The organism is Cryobacterium sp. MDB1-18-1, from assembly GCF_004402735.1.
Taxonomy (GTDB): domain Bacteria; phylum Actinomycetota; class Actinomycetes; order Actinomycetales; family Microbacteriaceae; genus Cryobacterium; species Cryobacterium glucosi.
Genome location: NZ_SOFR01000072.1, coordinates 23,084 through 45,174, shown reverse-complemented (window position 1 = coordinate 45,174; position 22,091 = coordinate 23,084). Strand labels below are relative to the sequence as shown.

The 22,091-nt window shown below is 64.4% G+C and carries 26 protein-coding genes; 15 read left to right on the top strand and 11 right to left on the bottom strand.

Annotated elements, in window-relative coordinates:
• The first annotated feature begins 320 nt into the window (after nt 1-320).
• Complete coding sequence (locus E3O50_RS17005; RefSeq protein ID WP_166790629.1) at nt 321-896, top strand: helix-turn-helix transcriptional regulator; 576 nt, start codon at nt 321-323, stop codon at nt 894-896.
• A gap of 874 nt (nt 897-1,770) precedes the next feature.
• Complete coding sequence (locus E3O50_RS19355; RefSeq protein ID WP_174774601.1) at nt 1,771-2,337, top strand: DUF6036 family nucleotidyltransferase; 567 nt, start codon at nt 1,771-1,773, stop codon at nt 2,335-2,337.
• A gap of 145 nt (nt 2,338-2,482) precedes the next feature.
• On the opposite strand, the gene E3O50_RS16995 is transcribed toward E3O50_RS19355, so the two are convergent.
• Nucleotides 2,483-2,662, bottom strand: coding sequence for a hypothetical protein (locus tag E3O50_RS16995; RefSeq protein WP_134558740.1), 180 nt, complete (start codon nt 2,660-2,662; stop codon nt 2,483-2,485).
• A 56-nt stretch (nt 2,663-2,718) separates the two neighbouring features.
• Nucleotides 2,719-2,967 carry a hypothetical protein gene (locus tag E3O50_RS16990; RefSeq protein WP_134558739.1) on the bottom strand — a complete coding sequence of 83 codons (249 nt, stop codon included), beginning with the start codon at nt 2,965-2,967 and terminating at the stop codon, nt 2,719-2,721.
• 145 nt (nt 2,968-3,112) lie between these two features.
• Here E3O50_RS16990 and E3O50_RS16985 point away from each other — a divergent pair, with 145 nt between their 5' ends.
• Together E3O50_RS16985 and E3O50_RS16980 are read left to right on the top strand one after the other, a co-directional pair.
• A complete protein-coding gene (locus E3O50_RS16985) occupies nt 3,113-3,397 on the top strand; it encodes a hypothetical protein (RefSeq protein WP_134558738.1) in 285 nt (94 codons plus the stop codon).
• A gap of 519 nt (nt 3,398-3,916) precedes the next feature.
• The gene (locus E3O50_RS16980) at nt 3,917-5,590 is read left to right on the top strand and encodes a formate--tetrahydrofolate ligase (protein WP_134558737.1); all 1,674 of its coding nucleotides are present in this window, start codon (nt 3,917-3,919) and stop codon (nt 5,588-5,590) included.
• Nucleotides 5,591-5,767: 177 nt separating this feature from the next.
• On the opposite strand, the gene E3O50_RS16975 is transcribed toward E3O50_RS16980, so the two are convergent.
• Nucleotides 5,768-6,664 (bottom strand): dihydrodipicolinate synthase family protein, encoded by an 897-nt coding sequence (locus E3O50_RS16975; protein ID WP_198413626.1) that lies wholly within the window; start codon nt 6,662-6,664, stop codon nt 5,768-5,770.
• A 210-nt stretch (nt 6,665-6,874) separates the two neighbouring features.
• Here E3O50_RS16975 and E3O50_RS16970 point away from each other — a divergent pair, with 210 nt between their 5' ends.
• The 5 genes from E3O50_RS16970 (at nt 6,875) to E3O50_RS16950 (ending at nt 10,236) form a co-directional block, all read left to right on the top strand.
• A complete protein-coding gene (locus E3O50_RS16970; RefSeq protein ID WP_134558735.1) occupies nt 6,875-7,324 on the top strand; it encodes a hypothetical protein in 450 nt (149 codons plus the stop codon).
• Nucleotides 7,325-7,366: 42 nt separating this feature from the next.
• Nucleotides 7,367-7,912: a GNAT family N-acetyltransferase gene (locus E3O50_RS16965; protein ID WP_134558734.1), complete on the top strand. Its 546-nt coding sequence runs from the start codon at nt 7,367-7,369 to the stop codon at nt 7,910-7,912.
• 420 nt (nt 7,913-8,332) lie between these two features.
• A complete protein-coding gene (locus E3O50_RS16960) occupies nt 8,333-9,310 on the top strand; it encodes an NAD-dependent epimerase/dehydratase family protein (protein ID WP_134558733.1) in 978 nt (325 codons plus the stop codon).
• Nucleotides 9,311-9,362: 52 nt separating this feature from the next.
• Nucleotides 9,363-9,788 (top strand): hypothetical protein, encoded by a 426-nt coding sequence (locus E3O50_RS16955; protein WP_134558732.1) that lies wholly within the window; start codon nt 9,363-9,365, stop codon nt 9,786-9,788.
• 10 nt (nt 9,789-9,798) lie between these two features.
• Nucleotides 9,799-10,236: a VOC family protein gene (locus E3O50_RS16950; RefSeq protein WP_134558731.1), complete on the top strand. Its 438-nt coding sequence runs from the start codon at nt 9,799-9,801 to the stop codon at nt 10,234-10,236.
• Between the two features lie 16 nt (nt 10,237-10,252).
• Here the strand turns inward: E3O50_RS16950 and E3O50_RS16945 are convergent, their stop codons facing one another.
• From E3O50_RS16945 to E3O50_RS16935, 3 genes are all read right to left on the bottom strand, one after another.
• Entirely contained in the window at nt 10,253-12,391 is a 2,139-nt protein-coding gene (locus E3O50_RS16945; protein WP_134558730.1) for an elongation factor G-like protein EF-G2, read from the bottom strand.
• Nucleotides 12,392-12,500: 109 nt separating this feature from the next.
• A complete protein-coding gene (locus E3O50_RS16940; RefSeq protein ID WP_134558729.1) occupies nt 12,501-13,643 on the bottom strand; it encodes a DUF6544 family protein in 1,143 nt (380 codons plus the stop codon).
• 76 nt (nt 13,644-13,719) lie between these two features.
• Nucleotides 13,720-14,346 carry a TetR/AcrR family transcriptional regulator gene (locus tag E3O50_RS16935; protein WP_134558728.1) on the bottom strand — a complete coding sequence of 209 codons (627 nt, stop codon included), beginning with the start codon at nt 14,344-14,346 and terminating at the stop codon, nt 13,720-13,722.
• Between the two features lie 203 nt (nt 14,347-14,549).
• Here E3O50_RS16935 and E3O50_RS16930 point away from each other — a divergent pair, with 203 nt between their 5' ends.
• The 3 genes from E3O50_RS16930 (at nt 14,550) to E3O50_RS16920 (ending at nt 16,435) form a co-directional block, all read left to right on the top strand.
• Nucleotides 14,550-15,170, top strand: a complete 621-nt coding sequence (locus E3O50_RS16930; RefSeq protein WP_241975310.1) for a dihydrofolate reductase family protein — start codon at nt 14,550-14,552, stop codon at nt 15,168-15,170.
• A 74-nt stretch (nt 15,171-15,244) separates the two neighbouring features.
• Nucleotides 15,245-15,937 (top strand): alpha/beta hydrolase, encoded by a 693-nt coding sequence (locus E3O50_RS16925; protein ID WP_134447165.1) that lies wholly within the window; start codon nt 15,245-15,247, stop codon nt 15,935-15,937.
• A gap of 117 nt (nt 15,938-16,054) precedes the next feature.
• Entirely contained in the window at nt 16,055-16,435 is a 381-nt protein-coding gene (locus E3O50_RS16920; protein ID WP_134447167.1) for a VOC family protein, read from the top strand.
• A gap of 43 nt (nt 16,436-16,478) precedes the next feature.
• On the opposite strand, the gene E3O50_RS16915 is transcribed toward E3O50_RS16920, so the two are convergent.
• The 3 genes from E3O50_RS16915 to E3O50_RS16905 form a co-directional block, all read right to left on the bottom strand.
• Nucleotides 16,479-17,036 carry a hypothetical protein gene (locus tag E3O50_RS16915; protein WP_134558726.1) on the bottom strand — a complete coding sequence of 186 codons (558 nt, stop codon included), beginning with the start codon at nt 17,034-17,036 and terminating at the stop codon, nt 16,479-16,481.
• A gap of 11 nt (nt 17,037-17,047) precedes the next feature.
• On the bottom strand, nt 17,048-17,251 hold the full coding sequence (locus E3O50_RS16910) for a hypothetical protein (RefSeq protein ID WP_134447171.1): 204 nt from the start codon (nt 17,249-17,251) through the stop codon (nt 17,048-17,050).
• A 94-nt stretch (nt 17,252-17,345) separates the two neighbouring features.
• Nucleotides 17,346-18,644, bottom strand: coding sequence for a LuxR C-terminal-related transcriptional regulator (locus E3O50_RS16905; RefSeq protein ID WP_134558725.1), 1,299 nt, complete (start codon nt 18,642-18,644; stop codon nt 17,346-17,348).
• Between the two features lie 101 nt (nt 18,645-18,745).
• Between E3O50_RS16905 and hxlB the strand changes: the two genes are divergently transcribed.
• The 3 genes from hxlB to E3O50_RS16890 all read left to right on the top strand — a co-directional run bounded on the left by hxlB (nt 18,746) and on the right by E3O50_RS16890 (nt 20,454).
• Nucleotides 18,746-19,330, top strand: a complete 585-nt coding sequence (gene hxlB, locus E3O50_RS16900) for a 6-phospho-3-hexuloisomerase (protein ID WP_134558724.1) — start codon at nt 18,746-18,748, stop codon at nt 19,328-19,330.
• Between the two features lie 78 nt (nt 19,331-19,408).
• On the top strand, nt 19,409-20,032 hold the full coding sequence (gene hxlA, locus E3O50_RS16895; protein ID WP_134558723.1) for a 3-hexulose-6-phosphate synthase: 624 nt from the start codon (nt 19,409-19,411) through the stop codon (nt 20,030-20,032).
• A gap of 95 nt (nt 20,033-20,127) precedes the next feature.
• Nucleotides 20,128-20,454, top strand: a complete 327-nt coding sequence (locus E3O50_RS16890) for an antibiotic biosynthesis monooxygenase (protein WP_134558722.1) — start codon at nt 20,128-20,130, stop codon at nt 20,452-20,454.
• On the opposite strand, the gene E3O50_RS16885 is transcribed toward E3O50_RS16890, so the two are convergent.
• Together E3O50_RS16885 and E3O50_RS16880 are read right to left on the bottom strand one after the other, a co-directional pair.
• A complete protein-coding gene (locus tag E3O50_RS16885) occupies nt 20,443-21,087 on the bottom strand; it encodes a phospholipase (protein WP_241975309.1) in 645 nt (214 codons plus the stop codon). The genes E3O50_RS16890 and E3O50_RS16885 overlap by 12 nt on opposite strands.
• Nucleotides 21,084-21,986 (bottom strand): VOC family protein, encoded by a 903-nt coding sequence (locus tag E3O50_RS16880; protein ID WP_134447183.1) that lies wholly within the window; start codon nt 21,984-21,986, stop codon nt 21,084-21,086. Before E3O50_RS16880 ends, E3O50_RS16885 begins: the two co-directional genes overlap by 4 nt.
• Nucleotides 21,987-22,091: the final 105 nt, after the last annotated feature.

The window sequence follows — 22,091 nt, the reverse complement described above, 5'->3', positions numbered from 1 at the left end:
GTCCTTCTTTCTTCTCTCTTCTCTTCTTTTTCTCTTCTCATTTCCCTCCTCATTTTCCATTTCCATTTCCCTGATCAGCCACCACACCTTTACTTCCCAACCCCCCACACAATGCCGTTGGGTGTGGGGGGTTGGGAAGCGAGCGCAGCGAGGGTGTGGTGGCTGATCAGGTAAATAACCTCTCAAACCATTCGTTTGCCTATTCGCTCTCAACGAATAGCCAAACGAATACCCAAACGAACAGGTCTCCGGTCAGCAACACGCCCGACCGGTTACACTGGTATATCTACTTAGATATGGAAGGAAAGGCCCGTGATCGAATGAGCGCATCAGTTCTGCTCCGTGCGTCGCGCCAGAGTCGCGGCATCAGCCAGGCCGATCTCGCCGCCCGCGCCCTCACGAGCCAGCCCGACGTGTCATCGATCGAGAGCGGCCGCAGAGTCCCCACTGTCGACACCTTGGAACGTCTGCTGCAGCAAACCGGCCACCGTCTCGTTGCCGTCCCGGGCATCGGGCCGGATGCTGTCGAGACAGCCGATCGCATCGCGAGCGCTCTTCGCGGGTCGGGCCGAGATGCCGCTTTGCGTGCCTTCCTCGATTACTCCGACCAGCTCGCACGCGTGACCGGTGCCGACCGTGTCATCCTGACTTTCGTCGAGCCAGCCCCGACCGGGTCCGCCGTGTGGGATGCCACCCTGGCCGCCGTCGCTGAGCACTGGCTCAGTAAGGGCAAGCTGCCCAAGGCGCGCTGGATCAACGATCCGAAACGTTTTCTTCGGAGCCCGCAGTCACCGCAGCTCGGCGAGTACGACCTTGAGCCCGATCCGACGAATGTGCCGCTTGCATTCCTACGTCGCAACGTCCTCCTCGAACAAGCGACCCTGGCGAGCATCTGATGGTCGGACCAGTTGAAAGAAACGAGGTCGATCCTCTCGAGATCGCCGCGTGCCACTTAGTCGCGGGAGACCTTAGGTCGGAGGACTTGCCAGACCTGGCCTCAGACGCTCTGGTGAGGGGTGTGGACAGTCCATCCCTTCGAGTTCTCGCGGGTCAGGAGAAAGGCGATGTGCGAGAATCACGCGATCTCTTCATCAGGACGCTCACGGAACTGAATATCTCCCTTCCTGATACCGATGACGCTCTCTGGGAGCTGACCCGGTCAACGGCGCGGGCGATCGTTGCAGGGACCCAGAGCCCGGCGTCTGGTGCCGAATACATTTGGCGAACGACTTCATACGACGTGAACGAAGGTGGCGATTTACGCATCTTCATTGGGCTGGCATCCGAGTTGCAGGACCACCCCGAAGGCAGCGCCTCACTAGAACGCCTGATCGTAGCCGCTGCCGAGGAGCTACTCCTGCGGCCAACGCCTCGGCGTTGGATCAATGTCCGCGCATCCCTTACGGGTTCGCCCGTTGCCCACTCTGGCCACACTGGCCACACTGGCCACACTGGCCACACTGGCCACACCGATGTGATGTTGACGGATGAGCCAATTAGCTCCCAACTTGTGGCTGACCTCGAAGCGTGGAATTCCGTTTATCGTGCCGTGCTCGAGGGTTGGCCGGACATGGGTGGCTTCCGCTCTGAGCTGGAAGCAAGAAGATTTGTAGCCGATGGCCTTCAGCTCGCTGCAAGACTCCAAGACGAATTGGGGCCGTCGCATCATGTTGAATATTCACCAGAACCGGTGCGCCTACCTGGATTGAAGCTCTTGACTCGACAACGTGGTCGACGCAGGCGGTAACAAGCCTCGCTGTCTGGCGGGAGATGGCTGGCCCATTCGATCTCCATGACCTGGTTTCGGGTCTCCGTGAGGTCGTGAAGCGAGCGCGTGAGACCGGCATCCGTGACGTGTCTATCCGGATCGTCGGCGGAGCCGCGCTCCGGATCGCCTACTTCGAACGTGCGACGACCGCCGACATTGATGCCCAGATCCAACCGCAGCTCGAGCCCATCATCAGGCAGATCGCCAGCGAACGGGATTGGCCGGCCGATTGGCTCAATGACAAAGCGACCATATTCATCCCACGCTGGGGGCGCTCAGTCGAATGGGAATCGCTCTTCGACGACGGGAACGTGTCCATCTGGATTGCACCCATCGAAGCTCTTCTGGCGATGAAGCTCAACGCCGCGAGGCCCGGTCGCGACACCGAAGATATCGCTAACCTCCTCGTCCTAAATGAAATCCACACCGTCGCCGCCGCAGAGCAGCTCTTTGAGGACTTCTATCCAGGAGACGCTCTAACCGGACGCGCTGTGCTGCTCCTCGAACGAATCTTTGCGCGGGGCCTCCCGTCGACACTTCCACGGCCGCCACGACCGGACTTCTCGTGAAGGCGATGGCGAGTCCTCGACAGAAATGCCAGCCCTCGAGCTAAATCATTCGCGTCGCAGATTCTCGCAGAACGACCTATCCGGTTTCATGCCTTGACTGGCCAGCGTCGACTGGTTTAGGCCGCGAAGGATCTTTTGGCCTTGTTCACGAGGCTCGTCGCAGAATTTCGTCGATCGACAGGCTCGCGATCATCAAGAGCACCGCGATCACCAGCACTCCCCAAGGCAAACTCGGCCAAGTAGACAACGCGAACAGCGCGACGACGAAAACGGCCAGGCGAGTAATCAGGCCCGCGACGCGAAGGTAGATATGTCGGTCCTTCATGGGCGGTGCCTTTCCGGTCTCAGACGGCACCCTCTTGTCATGCAAACGGCACGCACCTAATCACCTGAGCGCACTCTGTCGTCTCGCTTCTTGGCGATGAGGGTCAGAACGCCGGCTGCCGCGAAGAGGACCGTACAAAGAAACCCACCGACGAGCGCAAAGACGGATACCCCGTTTGTTCCCGGACCACCAGAGACAATCGCTGCGATCTGAATTCCGGAGAACACGAGCCAGACGCCGGCGGTCGCGAAGTAGAATCCGACCCAGTGTTTCTGTATCCACGAAACGAATCGTCCGCCAGTCATGGCGCCAATCTATCCCGAGGCTCCAAAGAACCTACGGTGAGCTACGGAGTCTCGCTCTCTGAGGCAAGTCGGCCGGTTTGCTCAGGCAACCAGTTCTCGCGGTCGGTGCAGCACCGATCTCAATGGCGGAAGCATTCGATACTCGATGGCCAAACCACTGGACAACCTGACTGATCCGGCCCATCCTAGGCGCATGTCCGTCTGGCGAAAGTTGCTTCATCCATGGTGGCGTCCAACCCTCCTCGGCTTCAACGTTCTCGGCATATTCGTTGCGATTGGTGTGTTCGTATTCGATTACTCAATCGCGTGGACGTTGCCATTCACCCTTACGGCCGTGCTGACGGGCATTGTCGTCTTCAGAGAGTTAACGCAAAGTGCCCTCGCGCAGATTGAAGAAGACCGGAAGAAACGCATGGCGCCTCCCGAGTAGGCGTTGTTGCCACAGCCGCTTTCATCCCGGCGCAAGACAAAGTCGTCCTCGTCAGAGGCTCGTTTTGTGGCAACAAAATGGCAACACTTGAGGGAAAACCACCCTGATTCAGACCTATACGGTGTGATCATAATGTTCCCTCAATCAGGACTTTCCCTTAATTAGCAAGGCGGTGAGACGGCCCAATTCGCTCTCCGGAGGCAGGGGCGGCAGTTCGAATCTGCCTGGGGGCACACTGTCGCGTGGCACGTTAGCTCGGAATTTTGCCACATAGTTCGGACGATCTTGTCCAAACCGCATGTGGGCGTCACAGGCCCGTATCGATCCACACGCATCGACCGCGGCACAAGTGGGCGCTGAAAATTGTGGCTTAGTTCTGCTCGTGGAGTGCTCTGAGCGTCGAGCTCCTGTGCGCACGACGGATGCCTTTCGCAAGGCCAGATTTGGCCCCGGGTGTGCATCCCCAGCTCCTGATGATCCGAATTGGCCATTGACAATCGGCGTTGATAACGTTTGGCTATGCAATTCGCTCCCCAGACCATCGCCGAACTGGCGGATGAGCTGGGTCTCGGAGTTGACGACCTCGAGCCGTATGGTCGGGGAAAAGCAAAGCTGTCGCTCGACCTGCTCAACCGCCCCGCGAACGGCAAGGGTCGACTCGTGCTCGTTACCGCGATTAACCCGACGCCTGCGGGTGAGGGCAAGACCACGGTGTGTATCAGCCTGGCGATGGGTCTGCGTCGATTGGGACGGAACGCCGTGCTGGCTCTGCGGGAACCATCACTCGGTCCGGTGTTCGGCGCGAAGGGCGGAGGCACTGGAGGCGGCAGAGCCTCGCTCACCCCCGCGGACGACATCAATCTTCACTTCACCGGCGACATTCATGCGATCACCACCGCCCACAATCTGCTGTCGGCGCTCGTCGACAACGCAATCTTCTTTCGAGAAGAGATCCCTGGCAGGGGCGTGATCGATCCCGGTCAGGTCACCTGGGGACGCGCGCTCGACATGAACGACCGTGCTCTCCGGCGAAGCATTGTTGGCATTGATCCCAAGACCGACGACGTCTCGCGTCAGGAACACTTCGACATCACGGCGGCAAGCGAGATCATGGCGATCATGGCCCTCGCGTCAGGTCTAAAGGATCTGGAGGACCGCCTGTCTCGCATCGTGGTGGGGCGAACACATGCCGGGCAAGCAGTCACAGCAGGAGACCTCCGGGCTTCGGGCGCAATGACGGTGGTGCTTCGCGACGCGTTGCGACCGAATCTGGTGCAAACCGAGGAGGGCGGCCCCGCGATCGTGCACTGCGGGCCCTTCGGCAACATCGCGCATGGCTGCAATAGTGTGGTCGCGACACGCCTCGCGATGAAGCTCGGCGACTACGCGATCACCGAGGCAGGGTTCGGGTTCGATCTCGGTGGAGAGAAATTTCTCGATATCAAGTGCCGTCTCGCAGGGATCTGGCCACGCGCCGTCGTCATCGTGGCCACACTGCGGGCTCTCAAGATGCACGGGGGCGCGCCGGTCGCGATCTGCGGTGAGCCAGATACCGCCACGCTCATCAAAGGACTGCAACACCTCGAGCATCATCTCGCCACGGCGAGCGCATTCGGCCTCACGCCGATAGTCGCGATCAATCTCTTCCCGAACGATACCGAGTCGGAACTTCTACTGGTCGAAGAAGCCGTCGCTGAGCGCGGAGTTCGATTCGCCCGAGCCGACGGCTTCGCGCGCGGTGGCGAAGGATCGCTGGATCTCGCCCGGGTGGTGAGCGAAGTGGTCGATCCCACCGACGTGGCACCTCCGCAGCCGCGGTTCATTTACAACGAATCGGATTCCCCGCACGACAAGATCCGCAAGATCGCCACGGTGGTCTACGGCGCCAGCGATGTGGTGTTCACCCCGACTGCTGAGATGGACATCGCCCGAATCGCGGAGTTGGGCTACGCGAATCTCCCCATCTGCATGGCGAAAACTCACCTCTCCCTCACTGACGACCCCAGAATTGCCGGTCGCCCCCGTAACTTCATCATCACGGTCCGGGAGGTTCGTCTTTCGGCGGGGGCGGGATTCCTGATTCCGATGACGGGATCCGTACTGACCATGCCCGGGCTTCCAAGAGTGCCCGCCTCGCGCAACATCCGATTGCTTCCGGATGGACGCATTGCAGGACTCATGCAGAACGACTGATGCGTGTGCATACTTGGGCGCGATAACTCGCTCCGTGTTTAGGTCCGGGGAGCCCAGTACCTGAAGCCCAGGACCTCAACTCAAGAATAGTGATTCGGCTTCCCTCTGCGTCAGGTCGCCAGCATTCACTAACGTGACCAAAACTTCAGGTCCGCGGACGGGCCCGGATGAGTGGGTCTATCGGTCTAGTCGGAGCTCACGTACCACCTCGGCGATACGTACCCGTTTCGCCTCGGTCAGACCGAGGATCGGGAGCGGCAGGCACGCGTGCGGGGCGAGGCCGAGGTACTCCGCGATGGCAGCGACCACGCGCAGACTGCCTCCGAACTCGGTAAACAGACGCCACAGCGGCGCGAGCCGTTCTGATTCTGCCGCCGCGTCCGCCGCCCGGCCTTCCTGCGCGGCTCGCGTGATTCTGAGTGCGGCCGCAGGGAGGACACCCCCGATGACTGAGTACCAGGCATCACATCCCGCATTCAACCCGGTCGCGGCGAATGCGTCACCGGACACGCCGATCGTGACGTGCTTGGGCACCATGGCCCGGATCGCCGAGACGTGGGCGCGGGCTGCGGCGGGGTCGGGAGGTACGCCGGGGATCTTGATCGACGCGATCCCCGGCAGGCGGGCGATGCGGGCGTAGAGGTCGGTACTGAATGTGAAGTGGGTGGTACCGGGGTTGTCGTAGACGATCACGGGAAGCTCGGTGTGCTCGGTGACGGTGCGAAACAGCTCGAATACGTCATCGTCGGTGAGGGGCTGGTAGCTCATTGGAGCCAGGAGCACTCCCGCGACTCCGGCTTGTTCGGCATGGTCGATGTTCGTGAGGACCTGGGAGGTGCGCAGCGCCCCCACACCCGCGAAAACGGGCGTCTCGCCAGCATGCTCGACGGCAAGACCTACGACGCGGGCACGCTCGTCCGGGGTGAGATAGGCATAGGAGCCGGTCGAGCCCAGCGTCGTGATCGAGTCCACCTTCGCAACGCTCAACCTCTGGATCAAGCCGACAAACGCGTGCTCGTCGACCGCATCGTTCTGAAACGGGGTCAGGGGGAAGGCGCTCAGCCCAGTGAAGATGTTCATCGCTCCTCATGGTGCGGGGTGTGTTCGAGGCCGAGAGTGAGGGTGGCCTGTCAACACCAACCGAAAAGATGGCTAGTGCTGCCAACTGAAAACAGGTCGCTCTCGTGTGGTACTAGTGTGCCGCAGTCGCGTTGGATTGGTGGCGCTTGAGCCAGCATTCCAGGCTGGGACTGGGGCGATCGTCCTCGCCAGTAGGCTCAAGCCATGATTCGCCTGCGTAAGACGCGTTGGAAGGTCGCATACATCCTTATCGGGGTGATCGCGCTGGCCGCAATCGAAATTGCGATCCAGCCGTTCAGGTTGCCGAATCCGCTGTACGCCGTGGTGGCAAACTCGCTGAGCATCCTGCTCATTTTCGGAGGGGTGCGGTCCTTCCGCGGATTGGGCGAACCGCTAGAACCACCCCGCGCCTGGTGGAGGATGACGTCCCGGCCACGAGCCGGGTACATCATCGGATCCCTGTTTGTTTTGAACTCCGCCAATGGCGTGCTCGTTGCGACCACAGGGCCACCGGAGTTGATCTTCAACGTCGCGATCAGCGCGATGGTCGACGCATCACTGGCGTTCTTGTACTTCAGGTCCTCCACCCGGTTGCGAAAAGCGCCTCCGCGCACTGTGCAGGAAGTACCACGCTGGAAGCCGCTCAAGAGCTAGTCGGCCTTTCCCTCGGGCACGGATGCCTCCTATGGTCGGAGCATGTCCTTCCCTCACTCAGACCGGCTGATCTTTCGGAACATGACCGATGCTGACCTCGATGACATGGCCGCCATGCTGGCTGACGCGGACGTAATGGAGTACTACCCACGACCCAAGAGCCGCGAGGAGGCCCAGGGGTGGATCGACTGGAACAAGCGCAACTACCTCGAGCGTGGCTATGGTTTGTGGGTCATCGAGACGAAAGCGGGTGAGTTCGTCGGCGACTGTGGCCTCACCTGGCAGGCCGTCAACGGCCGACCCGAACTTGAGGTCGGCTACCACGTGCGGGCAAAGATGCAGGGACGAGGCTACGCAACCGAGGCCGCTTCGGCTTGCCTCGACTTCGCCCGAAACGTCTTGGGGGCAGCTCACCTGGTCGCGATCATCCACCCCGATAACCGGGCCTCAAGAGGCGTCGCGGAAAAGATCGGCCTTGAATTCGAAGAGGATGACCGTGGCGGAGCTATAGACGTCCGCTCCGTCTACGGGTTACGTCTGTGGCCTGTCCTTCCTAGCCGGATGCTCCGCGAACTGAATTCGCATTAGGTGTGCGTCGTCGCAATGATCGTGACCACAACCACCGCAACGGTGAAAACGGCAAGAATCAGCCATCCCTGCCACGTGCGCGGACCCCAGCCGCCACCCAGATTCTTCGGACCAAACCACGGTTCATGTTCTGCCACTTCGTCCCCCAAGAAAAGTTGAAATCTTCGTGACGCCGCCGCGGTGCAATCGCACAGTCCCCGCGCTCGCACTCTGCGCGAGCGACACGATGAGGCCACTCTAGTGAGCGCCCTGACCTGACGACTATCCCCCGTTGTCGCGTTCCGCGTGCCCCCGGAGGAAACCCACCCATGCTCCGTTGTTATCGAAGGCCCGAACCACGGTCGCCTTCGGTTCCTCCGAGCTGTGCGCTCGTGGCGAACCGCCCGGTCTTCGCATGTCTGATGCACTTAGCTGTTGAGCGTGACGCACACACTCATCCTTGGCGGGACGGCCTGGCTCGGCCGCGAGATCGCCCAGCAGCTGGTTGAGGCGGGCGAGGACGTCACCTGCCTGGCGCGCGGCGAGTCGGGATCGGTAGCCACGGGCGCGACCCTCGTGCGCACGGACCGGCGAGCGTCGGACGCTTACGATGCAGTCAGGAATCGCACCTGGGATGACGTCATCGAGCTCAGCTGCGAAGCCGGCCTCGTAACCGGGGCGTTGGAGGCTCTGGCCGGCACCACCCCGCATTGGACGCTGGTATCTTCCGTCTCCGTGTATGCAAGCAACAGTGAAGCGGATGCCGATGAAGACGCCGATCTCGCCGAACCAACCGACCCGGCTGAGTACGCCCACGCCAAGGTCGCCGCCGAACGGGTCACATCCCGGGCCGTCGGCGACCGTCTCCTCATCGCCAGACCCGGTCTCATCGTGGGGCCGGGCGACACCAGTGACAGGTTCAGCTACTGGGTGGCTCGCCTGGCCCTGGCCTCGCATGAGCCTGTTCTCGTACCCGATGCTCATGGCCGTGCCGCCCAGTTCATCGACGTCAGGGACCTCGCTGCGTGGATCATCGCTGCCGGTCACCTCGGTCTCACGGGCACCTACAACGCTGTCGGCGTCCAACGGGAGCTCGCAGACGTTCTTGCTGCCGCACAGCAGGTCGCAGGCCACGATGGCGAACTCATCTCGGCGGACGACGACTGGCTGGTCGCACACGGAGTCAACTATTGGGCTGGGCCCCGCTCCCTGCCCCTTTGGCTTCCCCGCAGCGCGGATGCGTTCTTCCAACGCAGCCGCCAACGGTTCCTCGAATCCGGGGCGATGGAACGAAGCATCCACGAGACCGTGCACGATGTACTCGCAGACGAACGAATTCGCGGCCTGGGCCGAGAGCGACGAGCGGGACTCAGCAGAGAAGACGAACTCCGCCTTATCGGCGAACTCAGCGAAAGATGAACGAATAGGTCGGGTCCGAAGGCGGTCCGGGCGCTGTCGCTATACTCGCGGCATGCGGATCCGCCCAATAGACCTCGTCGACGTGCTGGTCTATCTCGTGGTGCTGGGAATGTTCATCGAGCTGTTTCCCGACGTCATCTCCGAAAGCTTCCTGTTGGCACTGCTGACGGCGATCCTGCTCAAGGTCGTCCTTGAACTCGTGCTCTTGGTCAAGAAGAATATCGTCGCGCGGATCCGCTCGGCGGAAACTCGTTGGGTTCGAATCGTCAACGTAATCACTCTGGTGCTGCTGCTGCCGGGGAGCAAGCTCCTGGTGCTCGAACTGGTCGCCCTGGCATTCGGAGATGCCGTCCGTCTCGGCGGTTTCTTTCAAGTCACTGTGCTGATCATCGTTCTCATGCTCGCGCGAGGCGGAATACGACGGGCGTTCAGGGTGGCCGACGAGACCGCAGGGTCCGGGATCGATCCGGTTCAGTAGCATGAAACGCATGTCCATCAAGCTTGAGAATGTCGGCATCGCCGTTCGCGACCTCGAAGCAACGATCGCCTTCTTCACCGACCTCGGTCTCACGGTCATGGGCCGTGACGAAGTCAGTGGCGAGTGGACCGACACCGCCGTCGGCCTCGATGGCAACCACGCCAGAATCGCGATGCTGCAGACGCCAGACGGTCACGGGCGTCTCGAGCTCTTCGAGTACATCCATCCCGAAGCGATCGAGACGGAGCCCACTCGTCCCAACGAGATCGGCATGCATCGCATCGCCTTTTCCGTCGACAGCCTCGACAAAGCCCTTGCGATAGCCGCGACGCACGGATGCTTTCCGCTTCGCGGCGTCGCGACCTATGAGGACGTCTACAAACTCACCTATGTCCGCGGTCCCAGCGGCATCATCGTGATGCTCGCTGAGGAACTGAAAAAGAACTGAAGAAGACCTGACCGACTCACAGGGTCACGGAATCAGCCGCCACATTCAACGGCGCCGGTTCGTGCCGCAGGTAGGCGCGACGGAATCGTCCACTTCCCGCGGTCAGGGCCCGGAGATCCATCGCGTACCGCAGTAACTCCGCATCCGGAATCTCGACGGTGACCTCACTCCGTTCCTCTCCGACCGACGTAACCCCGGTCAGGTGACCCCGGCGGGTGGACAGGTCGGTCATCACCGTGCCCACATAGCTGTCCGGCACGTTGATCGTCACCGCGGAGACCGGTTCCAGCAGCTGGATCCGGCTCGCGGCTGCGGCCTCGCGCAACGCCAGCGCCCCGGCGGCCTGAAATGCGGCATCCGAGGAGTCGACGCTGTGCGCCTTGCCGCCGACCAATCTCACCCGAATATCGACGACCGGGAACCCGGCGGAAACGCCCTTCTGCATTTGTGCCCGGACGCCTCTTTCGACCGACCCGATGTACTGGTTCGGGACCACCCCGCCGACGACCTTGTCGACGAACTCGAAGCCCGCACCGCGTTCGAGCGGTTCGACCTCGATGTCGCAAATGGCGTACTGCCCGTGCCCACCGGACTGCTTGACATACCGTCCCCGCGCGGCAATGGGCCGGGCGAACGTCTCCCGCAGCGGCGTGATGACACCGACGGTCTGCACCTTCACACCCTGGCCGCGCAGCCTGTCGAGCACGACCTCGGCGTGCGCCTCCCCCATGCACCACAGGATCAGTTGGTGGGTTTCGGCGTTCCGTTCCACGCGCAGTGTCGGGTCGACGGCGGCGACCTTCGCCAGGCTCCTCGCAAGCGCATCTTCGTCGCCGTGCGTCGCCGCCTGCACGGCGACGGGCATCAGCGGCTCCGGCATCTCCCAGGGAGTGACCAGCATCGGCCTCTCCGGCGCGGACACGGTGTCGCCGGTCTCGGCGCTCGACATCCTGGTGAGCGCGCAGATGTCACCCGCAACGCAGTACGGTGCCGGGCTGAGGGAAGACCCCATCGGGAACTGCAGGTGCGTCACTCGCTCATCACTGTCGTGGTCCGTTCGGCCCCGATCGACCAGCCCCGATCCACCGATGTGCACGGTCGAGTCCTCCCGGATCGTGCCGGAGAAGACCCGCACCAGGCAGACCCGCCCAAGGAAGGAATCGATGGTGGTGCGCACCACTTCGCCGAGCAGCGGCCCAGCGGGATCGCACGCCAGAGTCTCGATCGGCCGACCGTCCAGCTCCGCCACCGCCGGCACGCCGCGTTCCACCGGCGACGGGAAGGCCCCGGTCAACAGGTCGAGCACCTCAGCCACCCCTACCCCGGTTTCAGCGGATGCCGCCAGCACGGGAAAGAAGGACCCGCGAGCAACGGCGATTTCCACGTCCGCGATCAGGGTATCGAGGGGGATCTCTTCGCCGCCGAGATAGCGATCCATCAGCGTCTCATCCTCGCTCTCGGCGATGATGCCCTCGATCAGGACGGCTCGCGCCGACTCGGAGTCGGCGCGTTCGACGTCGTTCGCCTGCCGACGGGCGGGACGCGGGGTGCCCGCCGAGTAGTCCGATACCGTTCCGGAGAGCAGCCCCAGCAACCCGGTGATCTCCCCGGCTGTGCGGATCGGCACGTAGACCGGCACCACCGAGGAGCCGAAGGCGCGCTGGAGCTCGGTCAGAACCGTCTCGTAGCGGGCCCGCGGATGATCGATCCGGCTGATCACGACGCCGCGCGGCATCCCGATGCTCTCGCATTCCGCCCAGAGTGCGGATGTGGCCGCGTCGACACCGTCAACGGCGGAGACGACGAACAGCGCAGCATCCGCCGCCCGGAGGCCGGCTCGCAGTTCGCCGACAAAATCGGCGTAGCCCGGGGTATCGAGCAGATTCACCTTCACCTGGTCGACAACCAGCGGAAGCACCGAGAGCGTCACGGAACGTTGCTGGTGGATCTCGGACGAATCGGAATCACTCACCGTCGTGCCGTCGAGGATCGACCCCATCCGGTTGATGGTGCCGGTGGCCACAAGGAGCGCTTCGGAGAGCATCGTCTTACCAGCCCCCGAGCGGCCGACCAGGGCAACGTTTCGGATCTTCTCCGGACGATCCGGTGGTGCCGTCGTCCCGTTGGACGAGCCGTGTGTGCCTTTTCCGGACATGAGCAGCTCCTGACGTCGTTGTCTCGACTTTCCCGCACCGTTGTAGTCGATTTGATACCCGAGCAGGACCGGACGGCAAGGGCGGGGTCGGTCGCGTTCCCGGGAGAGATCACACGCGCGTCGCTGCGGTACCGGCGTTGTAGGTGATGGCGTCGAGGTTGTATTCGAGGTAGACGAACTCGCCCGACGGGGCGGTTGGATGCCAGCGGCCTTCACCATGGGCGGCGAGTCGGCGGGAGCCGAACGCACGATAGTCCCGTACCGGCGTCGACCACGGTTGCGGCGTGAAGGTCGAGCCATCGCGCGAGGTGCTCATCCGGTCGTCCGAGCGGAAGTCGACGAGATCGCCGTCGCGAAAGGTCAGGTCGGCGCTCACGGTCTGCGCACCGTTCGTGAATACGCCCTTGGCATGAGTGTCGTCGATCTGCTGCCAGGCAATCGGCGCGTCGATGAGTGCCGCCGGGGCCAGAATGCACAGGTCGTTGAACAGGGTCACGGTCTCCGCCCGGTCCATCTCAGGCCCAGCGGCGTTCACCATCCGCAGCAGGGAGCACAGCTTGACGCGCATCGTGGCGGACCGGCCGACGAACACGTGCAGTACGTCGACCGGCAGGCCGAACATCGTGGCGTCCATCCAGAACAATCGACTGGGCGTTGGGCCGTACGTGTTCACCTGCTCGCCGGTGTAGGTCATCCACCGTGATGTCGCGCTTGCGCGGATCCGGCCGTGGATCGTGGCACGCAGGGTCGAAACCCGGGGCTTGCCGACAGCGCCGGAGCGGCGAATATGCTCGGCGACCAGTGCCGGGAGATGAGCCAGGTCAGATTCCGACACCAGCGCGCCCGTGTCGGGTTCGGCTTCACGCAGCGCGGTTGCGACACGACGCCGGTACTCGGCACGGTAGCTTCTCGGTCCGTTCGACGCGAACTCGTAGCCGAGCGCCGCGAGCAGCACGAGGTTGGCGAGGGTTCCCGCCTTGGCGTCGCTCCACGAAGTCAGTATCACGGTCTGGGAGATCAGCAGGCCGATGATTCCGGCGACCCACCACATCCGTGCGCGGGCCGCGAACAGCACTCCTGTCGCGACGAGCATGATCGCGGCGGCGAGCCACACCACGCCGAGCGCCGGCGCGATCGGCTCGGTCAGCGTCGCCACCTCGGCCCAGGCAAGACCGTGGGCAGCGCCGAGGAGGTGGAGCGATCCGTGTGCGATCAGGATCAGGACGAAGAACCACCGCGCGAGGGTCCTCACGGGAGCACCGCCCGCACTCGGTAAACGGGAAGGGGGTCTACACGAGTGCGCAGACGTCGCGTGGTCGAGTTGCCGGTCATTCGCCGGGGCCCGTCCCAAAGCGGGCGAGCACCAGATCGACGGCCGCGCGCGCGTAGCCGGGTTCGATCGGCGCACCCGTGATCAAAAGGCTGAAATACAACGGCCCGGCAAGCGAGTTGAGCACGAAGTCGGTGTCCGTATCGGCGGCGAGCTCGCCGGAGGCGATTCCGCGCTCGACGGCAGAGCGCCAATCGAGTTGGTTGGGCTCGATGATCAGCTCGCGATAACTGGTGGCGAGCACGGGGTCGGCGGCCATCTCTGCCACCAGGCCGGGCAGAACGCGCCCCAGCGGAGTCCGGGTCAGGATGTCGATGAGCTGTTCGGTCAAGAAGAGCAGGTCGCCGGCGGCGTTGCCGGTCGCGCTGCTCCGTGCCGGACGCATTTGGGTCACCATCGCCTCGACGACGAGCTGCGACTTCTGCGACCACCGTCGATAGATGGCGGGCTTACTCACGCCGGCCCGCCGGGCGACCTCCGCCACGGTCAGGCGGGCATAGCCGACCTCAGCGAGCAATTCGATCGTGCCTCGCAGAATCGACCTGTCCGTGCCGGGATCGCGTGGGCGGCCCACATCGCTGCCCCGACCGCCGGGCCGGCGCGGCGCCATCGGTGACTCGGACACCAGAACCGCCTTCCCTTTTACGTTCCTATTAGTAACGTAACTGAAGTCGTCGAGTTACGCAACGAGGCGTTACGGAACCGCCTCGCGCTTACCTGTAACCTCATCCCCAAGCCGGCCGGCCCCCTGGGGGTTCTTGACACGGTGGCGATTGGCCTGCATGGTGCTCGATGAGGCGGCTCAGCGCCGCGACGGAAGGAGTTCTCGTGACCGGTCGCATCCACATCGACCTGTTCTCCACGCTCGACGGAGTCTCCCAGGCTCCCGGGGGCCCTGAAGAAGACACCGACGGCGGGTTCAGGTTCGGAGGCTGGCAGGCGCCCCTGATCGACGAAGCAGACGGTGCCCAGATAATGGCAGGAATCCAGACCATGGACGCCCTGCTTCTGGGGCGGCGGACCTATGACATTTTCGCCGGGTATTGGCCAGACCAGCTCGACGGGTCCGCGTCCGAAATCGCACGCAAATTCGACGCGATCCCCAAATACGTCGTGTCCCGGGGCACGCCGGACCTCACGTGGCGCGACTCGCACCTGCTCGGTCGCGACCTCGCCGCTGAGCTGGCGGTGTTGCGCGAGCGGCACGAGGAGATCCATGTGATCGGCAGCATCGACTTCGCCCGCACTCTCGTCGCGGACGGCTTGTTCGACCAGCTGAACCTCTGGGTGTACCCGATCGTGCTGGGTGCGGGCAAGCGCCTCTTCCCACCCGACGGGCCGCCTGCGTCCCTCGAACTGCTCGGCGCCGGGACTCCGTCGGAGAAGGGCACGATTCTCCTGCGCTACGGCTGGAAGGGTTCGACCCCGGAGACCGGCGACATGACCTGAGAAGACTGCTGTCAGATTCACGACCTCGCGCGGAGCCCGACCCGACTGTCGGTGGCCCGGTAGACACTGGACACATGAAGATCGTCATGGTTCCGCCATTGCTCTGCTCTCCCCTCGCTTACGCACCGGTGATCAATACGGTCTGGTCGCGCGGTCAGGTCACCCTGGCCGATACCCGTCACGACGATACGATCGCTGCCATGGCGGAACGAATCCTCCGCGAGAACGCCGGTGAAATCGCTGTTCTCGGAACAAGCATGGGAGGGTACGTCGCCTTGGAAGTGGTCCGGCAGGCACCCGACCGGGTCACTGCCCTCGCCCTTGTGAGCACGACCGCCCGAGCCGACACCCCGGAGCAGATCACCGCGCGGTCCCGGCAGTCCACACTCGTCGAGAACGGACATTTCGACGCTCTCGTCGACGCCGCCTTCCCCGGTGTCGTCTCAGCAGACAACGAGTCTGACGAAACGCTGCTGGCGACGTGGCGAGCCATGACGGCGCCCGTCGGCCCGGCCGCTTTCCTTCGCCAGCAGCGTGCCGTCGTTCAGCGCGCTGACCTCCGCTCGATACTGCCGTCCATAACCTGTCCCACGGCGATCATCCATGGAGCCGCGGATCGTCTGATCGCCCGCGACGCTGCCGAAGAGACCGCCGCCGCAATGCCTGCAGCCACAGTCACCATCATCGAGGGCGCCGGTCACTTGCTCTTTCATGAACAGCCAGCAGCAGCACGGAACGCCGTAGCCGCCTGGCTCGAGTCAGTGTGAAGCAGCCGTAACCGTCCTCGAACCGTTGCGAGCGGCACACGCTGGCCCGATGAGCCACGGAATGCACGGAATGCACGGAGGCTAGCGCGGGGCGAGCCTCCGGTGCAGGCTGAGCGCATGGGCAATCCCGTCGTGCACTTCGAACTCATCGGTCCCGACCCGGCCCGGTTGCGTGAATTCTATTCGGCGCTGTTCGGCTGGGATGCACCCGCGGGCGCCCCGGTGGCACCCGCGATTTCCGCATCCGCTGAATACTCGTTCATCACCCCGGAACCCGGCTGGGCACCGGCAGCCGGCGGAATCGGCGGGGGCGAGGGATTCGCCCCGCACTCGATCTTCTACGTCGGCGTCGCGAGCGTGAGCGACACGCTCGAGGCGGCCCAGCAGTTGGGTGGAACCGTCGCTCTCGGGCCGCAACGCAATGAGGGTGCTGGAATCACCATCGGACACCTCCGGGACCCCGCCGGAAACCTCATCGGCGTCGCCGGCCCCGCTTGACCGATCCTGACGTTGCTGGGGATACACCTTCTGGCGCGGAGACCTAGCGGGTCTCGTCCCCGCCGCGCGTCCCCGCGTCAGAGCCTTCGCAATCTTCGATCGTCCGGAGTATCCAGGCTCCGGCGATCAGAAGCACGCCAAGTGGAAGCAGAAGGTCGCTCAGCGGTCCGCCCAGGTAGACGACGAAGTCTCTCAGGAAGGTCGAATCTCCCTGAATCGTCTGGGTCCACGTCGAGATGTTCAGCTGGACGACAAAGCCGATCGCCGCGAGCACGAGTCCGAGAATGAGTGCGGCGCGAGACGTGAGCCGCAGCGGCCAGGTCGGCGCATCTTCCGCGGCTTCCAGTGGATCCCTGATGGTGACCACTGCTTTGTCCGCCAAAGCGCGCACGACCACGGACGCGACCATCAGGGCCATCCCCAACGGCAGCAGAACGCCGGGGAACAGCACTCCCACGAGCCGCACCAGATCACTCGACAGCCAGTCCGGGTTCACGGCGCCGAACAGCGACGTGTACAGCAACCTGACTGCGACAAGTCCGAGAACGGTCAGAACCAGACCGATCCAGAATCCGCGGGCGGGAGTCAGGGTGCGGGCCATCCTCGATCCCTTCACAGGCCTCTCTGGCCTTTTTCGACATCCGCCTGGAACTGCGCGAACGCCTTCGACAGCTCGGGATTCGAACCCCTAAGCTCGCGAGCCGCCGCCCTGGCACGCGGCCGGGCAGAGAGGAGGTAGAACGAGGCAAGAACGATGACCGCCAGCACCAGTCCCCCACCCGCTATCAGCACAATCATCAAGCCACCTGCAGTCATGAAGAATCCTTCCCCGATTCCGAAACCACTGTCCGCCAAGCATCACACGAATCGCCGGTCAATGCCGCTTTATTCTGAGGGCGTGAATACCCGGTCAGACCAGGGCGGATGGCGTCTCTGCCTGGCGGACGAGGGAAGCCAGCTCGGCGCGGTTCACTGCCCCCATCTTGCGCAGCACGTTTGCGACGTGGAACTTGACCGTGTTCTCGCTGATCGACAGGGCCTCCGCGATCGCGCGGTTCCGCGCCCCGGTTGCCACGAGGTCGAGCACGGCCTGCTCACGTACTGTCAGGCCCCATCCGGCCGCCGGCGCAGTGGCTGACGAGGGTGGGTCGAGGGGTAGAGAGACGACGATGTCCGAGCCCCACCCCGGCGTGGCATCCACGTGGAAGTCGCCGTCGAGTGCCGCCACCCGGGCGACGAGTTGGCGTACGCTGGGCGTCTCAGTGGACAAGTCACCCGGACCGTCATCGCGAATGTTGATCAGCAGGTTGTGGCCGTCGCAGTCCCACTGCACCCGCACTCGGGCCACCCCGGGCTGATCGACCAGGGCGAGGACGGCACCGCGGACGATCGCGCGCCCGGCGTGGGCGACCTCACCCGGCAACGCGCGGCCGTTGACGGGCGGTTCGATGAACTGAACGTCGAGGTCCCCGAAGCGGGCCAGGGGCCTCAGGTCGTTTCGGAGCCGCTCGAACGCCCGGGCGACCGGCTCCTCGGACAGGACGCGGTCGCGGTCGCTCACCGCGCGCAGCTGCACCATGGCGGCGACGGCCAGGTCGATCGCCGTCTGCCGCGCGGCCGCGTCTCCGGTCTGGCGCGAACGCAGAACCGCGAGCAGCAGCTCCAAAGTCGTGGAGTGGGCATCCGTCAATTCGGCGATGAGCGTGGCCCGGTCTCGCGACGCCATCCGCGAATCGCGCAGGTAGTCCGGCGCGGCCACGACGACCTGGTTGCGGATGCCCGACGCGACCAGTTCCCAGAGTGCGGCGACGAGGTCCCTCGTTTCACGAACTCCCCTCGGGGTCGCCCCGGTCAGGTCGGGATCGGTCAGGACCAGAAGGGCACCTGTCGAAGCGATCCAGGCCGACATCGTTCGCCCCGACCGGGCCAGCATCGCCCGTTCGGTCCATATCGATCCGCCTCGCGCCGCAACGGTATCGCGGAGAATGTCGAGTTCCGCGATGGTGACGTGGTCGATGACCTCCGCCTGGCCGGCTTTCTTCTGTGGGCGCCCCGTGCAGTCCTCGGTGAAGATCACCAGGGCTCCGTGCGGGATGCGCTGCTGCAGCAGGGCGGAGAAGGCCCCCGCAATGCCGAGCAGCGGGCTCGCGAGTACCTGCCGGAGCTCGATGAGCAACTCGATCGAAGGGGACCTACTCGCTTCTGACATAGATCAACCCTACTCAAAGTGCGGCAACCTACCCGAAGGAGTAGTCACATCCGCTCGTTCGGGTGGCCTGAGACGCGAACGGTGCAGCGCACGATCGAGAGATGACACCTTCCACTTCATTCGCTCTTACCACCGACTCATTGCGCCGGATTTCCGGCGAAGTCGACGGCATAGTGAAGCGGATCGTCACGGAGTCCCCTGGCGATCTCGACCGGGCCGCGGAGCGGATCCGCACCGCACGTCGGGTCTTCGTGCTCGGTGCCGGGCGCTCGGGCCTGGCCCTGCAGATGACGGCAATGCGCCTGATGCACCTGGGCCTGGATGTGCACGTGGTCGGCGAGGCGACCAGCCCGGCGATCACTGGCCAGGACGTGCTCCTGGTCGCAAGCGGCTCGGGAACGACGGCCGGAATCGTCCGCGCCGCTTCCACCGCGGCAGGCGTCGGAGCAGGCGTCGTCGCCATCACAACGGACCGGACCTCTCCTCTCGGGGAACTCGCGGACGTGATCGTCGTGATCCCGGCCGCAACGAAACAGGACCACGCCGGTGTTCTCTCTACCCAGTACTCCGGAGGACTGTTCGAGCAGTCGCTGGTCCTCGTCGGAGACGCGCTCTTCGACGCGCTTTGGAAGATGTCGGGCGCCACGGCGGAAGAGCTCTGGCCCCGGCACGCGAACCTCGAATAACACCCACCGAATGCCTCCCTGGGCCGCGACCGCGGTGCACCAGGAAGAACCCAGCACAACCGAAGTAAGGAATCAGCAATGAAACTGCAGGTCGCCATGGACGTCACCACTCTCGACGCCGCCCTCACCCTCGCCGCCCAGGTCGCGCCGCACGTCGACATCATCGAACTCGGCACCCCGCTCATCAAGAGCGAAGGGTTGCGCGCCGTCACCGCCATCAAGAACGCGCACCCCGACAAGCTCGTGTTCGCCGATCTGAAGACGATGGATGCCGGCGAGCTCGAGGCCGACCTGGCCTTCACCGCGGGAGCGGACTACGTGACCGTGCTCGGCACCGCCGGAGACAGCACGATCGTCGGTGCGGTCAAGGCCGCCACCGCTCACGGCAAGGGCATCGTCGTCGACCTGATCGGTGTGGCCGACAAGGTCACCAGGGCCCGTGAGGTCACCGGCCTCGGAGCGGTCTTCGTTGAGATGCACGCCGGTCTCGACGAGCAGGCGGAGCCTGGCTTCACCTTCCAGACCCTCCTCAACGACGGCGAGACCGCGAAGGTTCCCTTCTCCGTCGCAGGTGGCGTGAACCTGTCCACGATTCGGGGAGTCCAGCGCGCGGGCGCCACCGTTGCGGTCGCCGGGGGCGCCATCTACGGCGCCGCCGACCCCGCCGCCTCGGCCGCGGAGCTGCGCGCCGCGATCATCTAGGAGTCAGGCGAGCCACCGAGGGTTCATGCAGCCAGCGGTGGCAGCATGGGGCGAACGACGCGGTCACCACCGCATTCACGACAGAAGGAAGCCCGATGACGATCATCAAGATCAACGCGATTACTGTCCCAGCCGACAACGGCGATGAGCTGGCTCGCCGGTTCGCCGCCCGCGCGGGGGCCGTCGACGACGCCCCGGGCTTCGAAGGCTTCGAACTGCTGCAGCCGACCGACGATCGCACCACCTGGCTGGTCATCACGCGCTGGGCCGACGAGGAGTCCTTCCAGGCGTGGTCCACGTCGCCCGCCTTCGCGCACGGGCACCGCAGCGAGGCCCCGCAGGACGGGAAGCCCGCTGCGCGCCCGGTCGGTGTGAGCAGCGAGCTGTGGTCATACGCCGTTGCGGGTGGTTCAGCCAGCTGAGACGAGGGCCTCCGTCAGGAACCGCGACACGTCGTCGAGTTCTTCTGCGGAGATCGAGTGCGGCAGACCGGCATAGACCTTCTCGGTCAGGGTGCTGTGGCCGGGCAGCCAGGCGCTCGCCCGTGCTGTCGTCTCCGCGGAGATGACCCGGTCGGCATCTCCGTGGCCGAAGAACACCGGCGTGCGTGTGGCCGCAAGGACCTCATCGCCTGGGAGCGTGGCGTCGAGGGTGAATCCCGAGAGGACGACCCCGGCGGGGAATCGCCCGGGAGCCTGGCGGAGAAGCTGGGTGACCATGAGGCCGCCCTGCGAGAAGCCGAGGGGAACGACGGGCGTGCCCGGGTGCACGTGGGCGTCCAGCCACGCGAGTACGGCATCCGCTGCCTCGATGACGGACTCTGCGCCCGGGCGCCCCGGCACAGTGATCGGGAACCAGGCGAACCCGCCGGTCGGCAGACCGAGCGGCGCACGCAGCGACACCCAGTCGAACGCGTCGGGCAGGTAGGCGGCGAGGCTCGGCAGGTCGCCTTCGTGCGAACCGTAACCATGCAAAAGCAGCAGGAGTGGGCGGGTCGACGGGAGCGCGGGGTCGACGCCGTCGCGGCGGGCCGTGATCTCGATGGCGGGGCTCACGCCGAGGCCTCGCCGACGGTCAGGGTGACGCGGGTCTTCCAGGGGTCGTCGACGCGGATGCTGGTGCCGTCGTCGTGAAGCGGAATCGCGCGGTGGCGGAGTCGTTCGGCCACAGCATCGAGATCAGCGCGGCCGGGAACGGTGATCGCCACGTCGGCGAGGCCGAGGGTCGCGGCACGCGGACCGACGCCGCGGCTGTTCCAGACATTCATCGCCATGTGGTGGTGGTAGCCGCCGGCGCTCACGAACAGCGCGCCGGGGAAGTCGAGGGTCGTTTCGAAGCCGAGGGCGTCGACGTAGAAGCGCCGGGCCATCTCGAGGTCACCGACCTGGAGGTGAACATGGCCGACCTTGGCCGGACCGACGGCGGCTTCTCCCCCATCGGCGGGCAGATTCTTCTGCAGGAAGGCGCTCGGGTCGAGCGCAAGCGTGTCCATCTGGACCTGGCCGTTCTTGTAGACCCACTCCGACCGGTCCCTGTCGACGTAGAGCTCGATCCCGTTACCCTCAGGGTCGGTGAAGTAGAAGGCATTGCTGACGATGTGGTCGGCACTGCCGACGAAGCTCGAACGCTGGTCACGGGCGGCCTGGAGCACGGTCGCGGCCAGGCCGGCGCTCGTGTCGAACAGGATGGCGGTGTGGAAGAGTCCGGCCTGACTGCGGGCGGGAACCGGCAGGCCAGGGGTGTGCTCGAGCACAACGAGCGGGGTCGTGCCGCGACCGAGCACGACGGTGGTGCCCTGTGCGCTGATCGGGTCGAGCGCCAACGCCTCGCGATAGTAGGAGGACATCAACGCGAGGTCGCCGACGCGCAGCGTGACGGCATCCATGCCTGTCGTCGCCGCGAGGAGGTCGCCTGTGGCGGCGCGGGATCCGGTGAGGTCAGTGGTCAGTGTCATGTTCGTCTCCTGCGGTCGCGTCGGGCTCACAAGTCATGCCCAACCCGCTTAGTTGAACCGACAACCAATACTCTAGCAGCATTACTTGAAGCGTCAAGTAAACTT

Coding starts and splice junctions, on each gene's coding strand:
- E3O50_RS16920 (WP_134447167.1), top strand. CDS start 16,055: ATGGGCAATCCCGTCGTGCACTTCGAACTCATCGGTCCCGACCCGGCC.
- E3O50_RS16925 (WP_134447165.1), top strand. CDS start 15,245: ATGAAGATCGTCATGGTTCCGCCATTGCTCTGCTCTCCCCTCGCTTAC.
- E3O50_RS16965 (WP_134558734.1), top strand. CDS start 7,367: ATGTCCTTCCCTCACTCAGACCGGCTGATCTTTCGGAACATGACCGAT.
- E3O50_RS16945 (WP_134558730.1), bottom strand. CDS start 12,391: ATGTCCGGAAAAGGCACACACGGCTCGTCCAACGGGACGACGGCACCA.
- E3O50_RS16950 (WP_134558731.1), top strand. CDS start 9,799: ATGTCCATCAAGCTTGAGAATGTCGGCATCGCCGTTCGCGACCTCGAA.
- E3O50_RS19355 (WP_174774601.1), top strand. CDS start 1,771: ATGGCTGGCCCATTCGATCTCCATGACCTGGTTTCGGGTCTCCGTGAG.
- E3O50_RS16915 (WP_134558726.1), bottom strand. CDS start 17,036: ATGGCCCGCACCCTGACTCCCGCCCGCGGATTCTGGATCGGTCTGGTT.
- E3O50_RS16890 (WP_134558722.1), top strand. CDS start 20,128: ATGACGATCATCAAGATCAACGCGATTACTGTCCCAGCCGACAACGGC.
- E3O50_RS17005 (WP_166790629.1), top strand. CDS start 321: ATGAGCGCATCAGTTCTGCTCCGTGCGTCGCGCCAGAGTCGCGGCATC.
- E3O50_RS16985 (WP_134558738.1), top strand. CDS start 3,113: ATGGCCAAACCACTGGACAACCTGACTGATCCGGCCCATCCTAGGCGC.
- E3O50_RS16970 (WP_134558735.1), top strand. CDS start 6,875: ATGATTCGCCTGCGTAAGACGCGTTGGAAGGTCGCATACATCCTTATC.
- E3O50_RS16990 (WP_134558739.1), bottom strand. CDS start 2,967: ATGACTGGCGGACGATTCGTTTCGTGGATACAGAAACACTGGGTCGGA.
- E3O50_RS16955 (WP_134558732.1), top strand. CDS start 9,363: ATGCGGATCCGCCCAATAGACCTCGTCGACGTGCTGGTCTATCTCGTG.
- E3O50_RS16905 (WP_134558725.1), bottom strand. CDS start 18,644: ATGTCAGAAGCGAGTAGGTCCCCTTCGATCGAGTTGCTCATCGAGCTC.
- E3O50_RS16995 (WP_134558740.1), bottom strand. CDS start 2,662: ATGAAGGACCGACATATCTACCTTCGCGTCGCGGGCCTGATTACTCGC.
- hxlA (WP_134558723.1), top strand. CDS start 19,409: ATGAAACTGCAGGTCGCCATGGACGTCACCACTCTCGACGCCGCCCTC.
- E3O50_RS16980 (WP_134558737.1), top strand. CDS start 3,917: ATGCAATTCGCTCCCCAGACCATCGCCGAACTGGCGGATGAGCTGGGT.
- hxlB (WP_134558724.1), top strand. CDS start 18,746: ATGACACCTTCCACTTCATTCGCTCTTACCACCGACTCATTGCGCCGG.
- E3O50_RS16880 (WP_134447183.1), bottom strand. CDS start 21,986: ATGACACTGACCACTGACCTCACCGGATCCCGCGCCGCCACAGGCGAC.
- E3O50_RS16910 (WP_134447171.1), bottom strand. CDS start 17,251: ATGACTGCAGGTGGCTTGATGATTGTGCTGATAGCGGGTGGGGGACTG.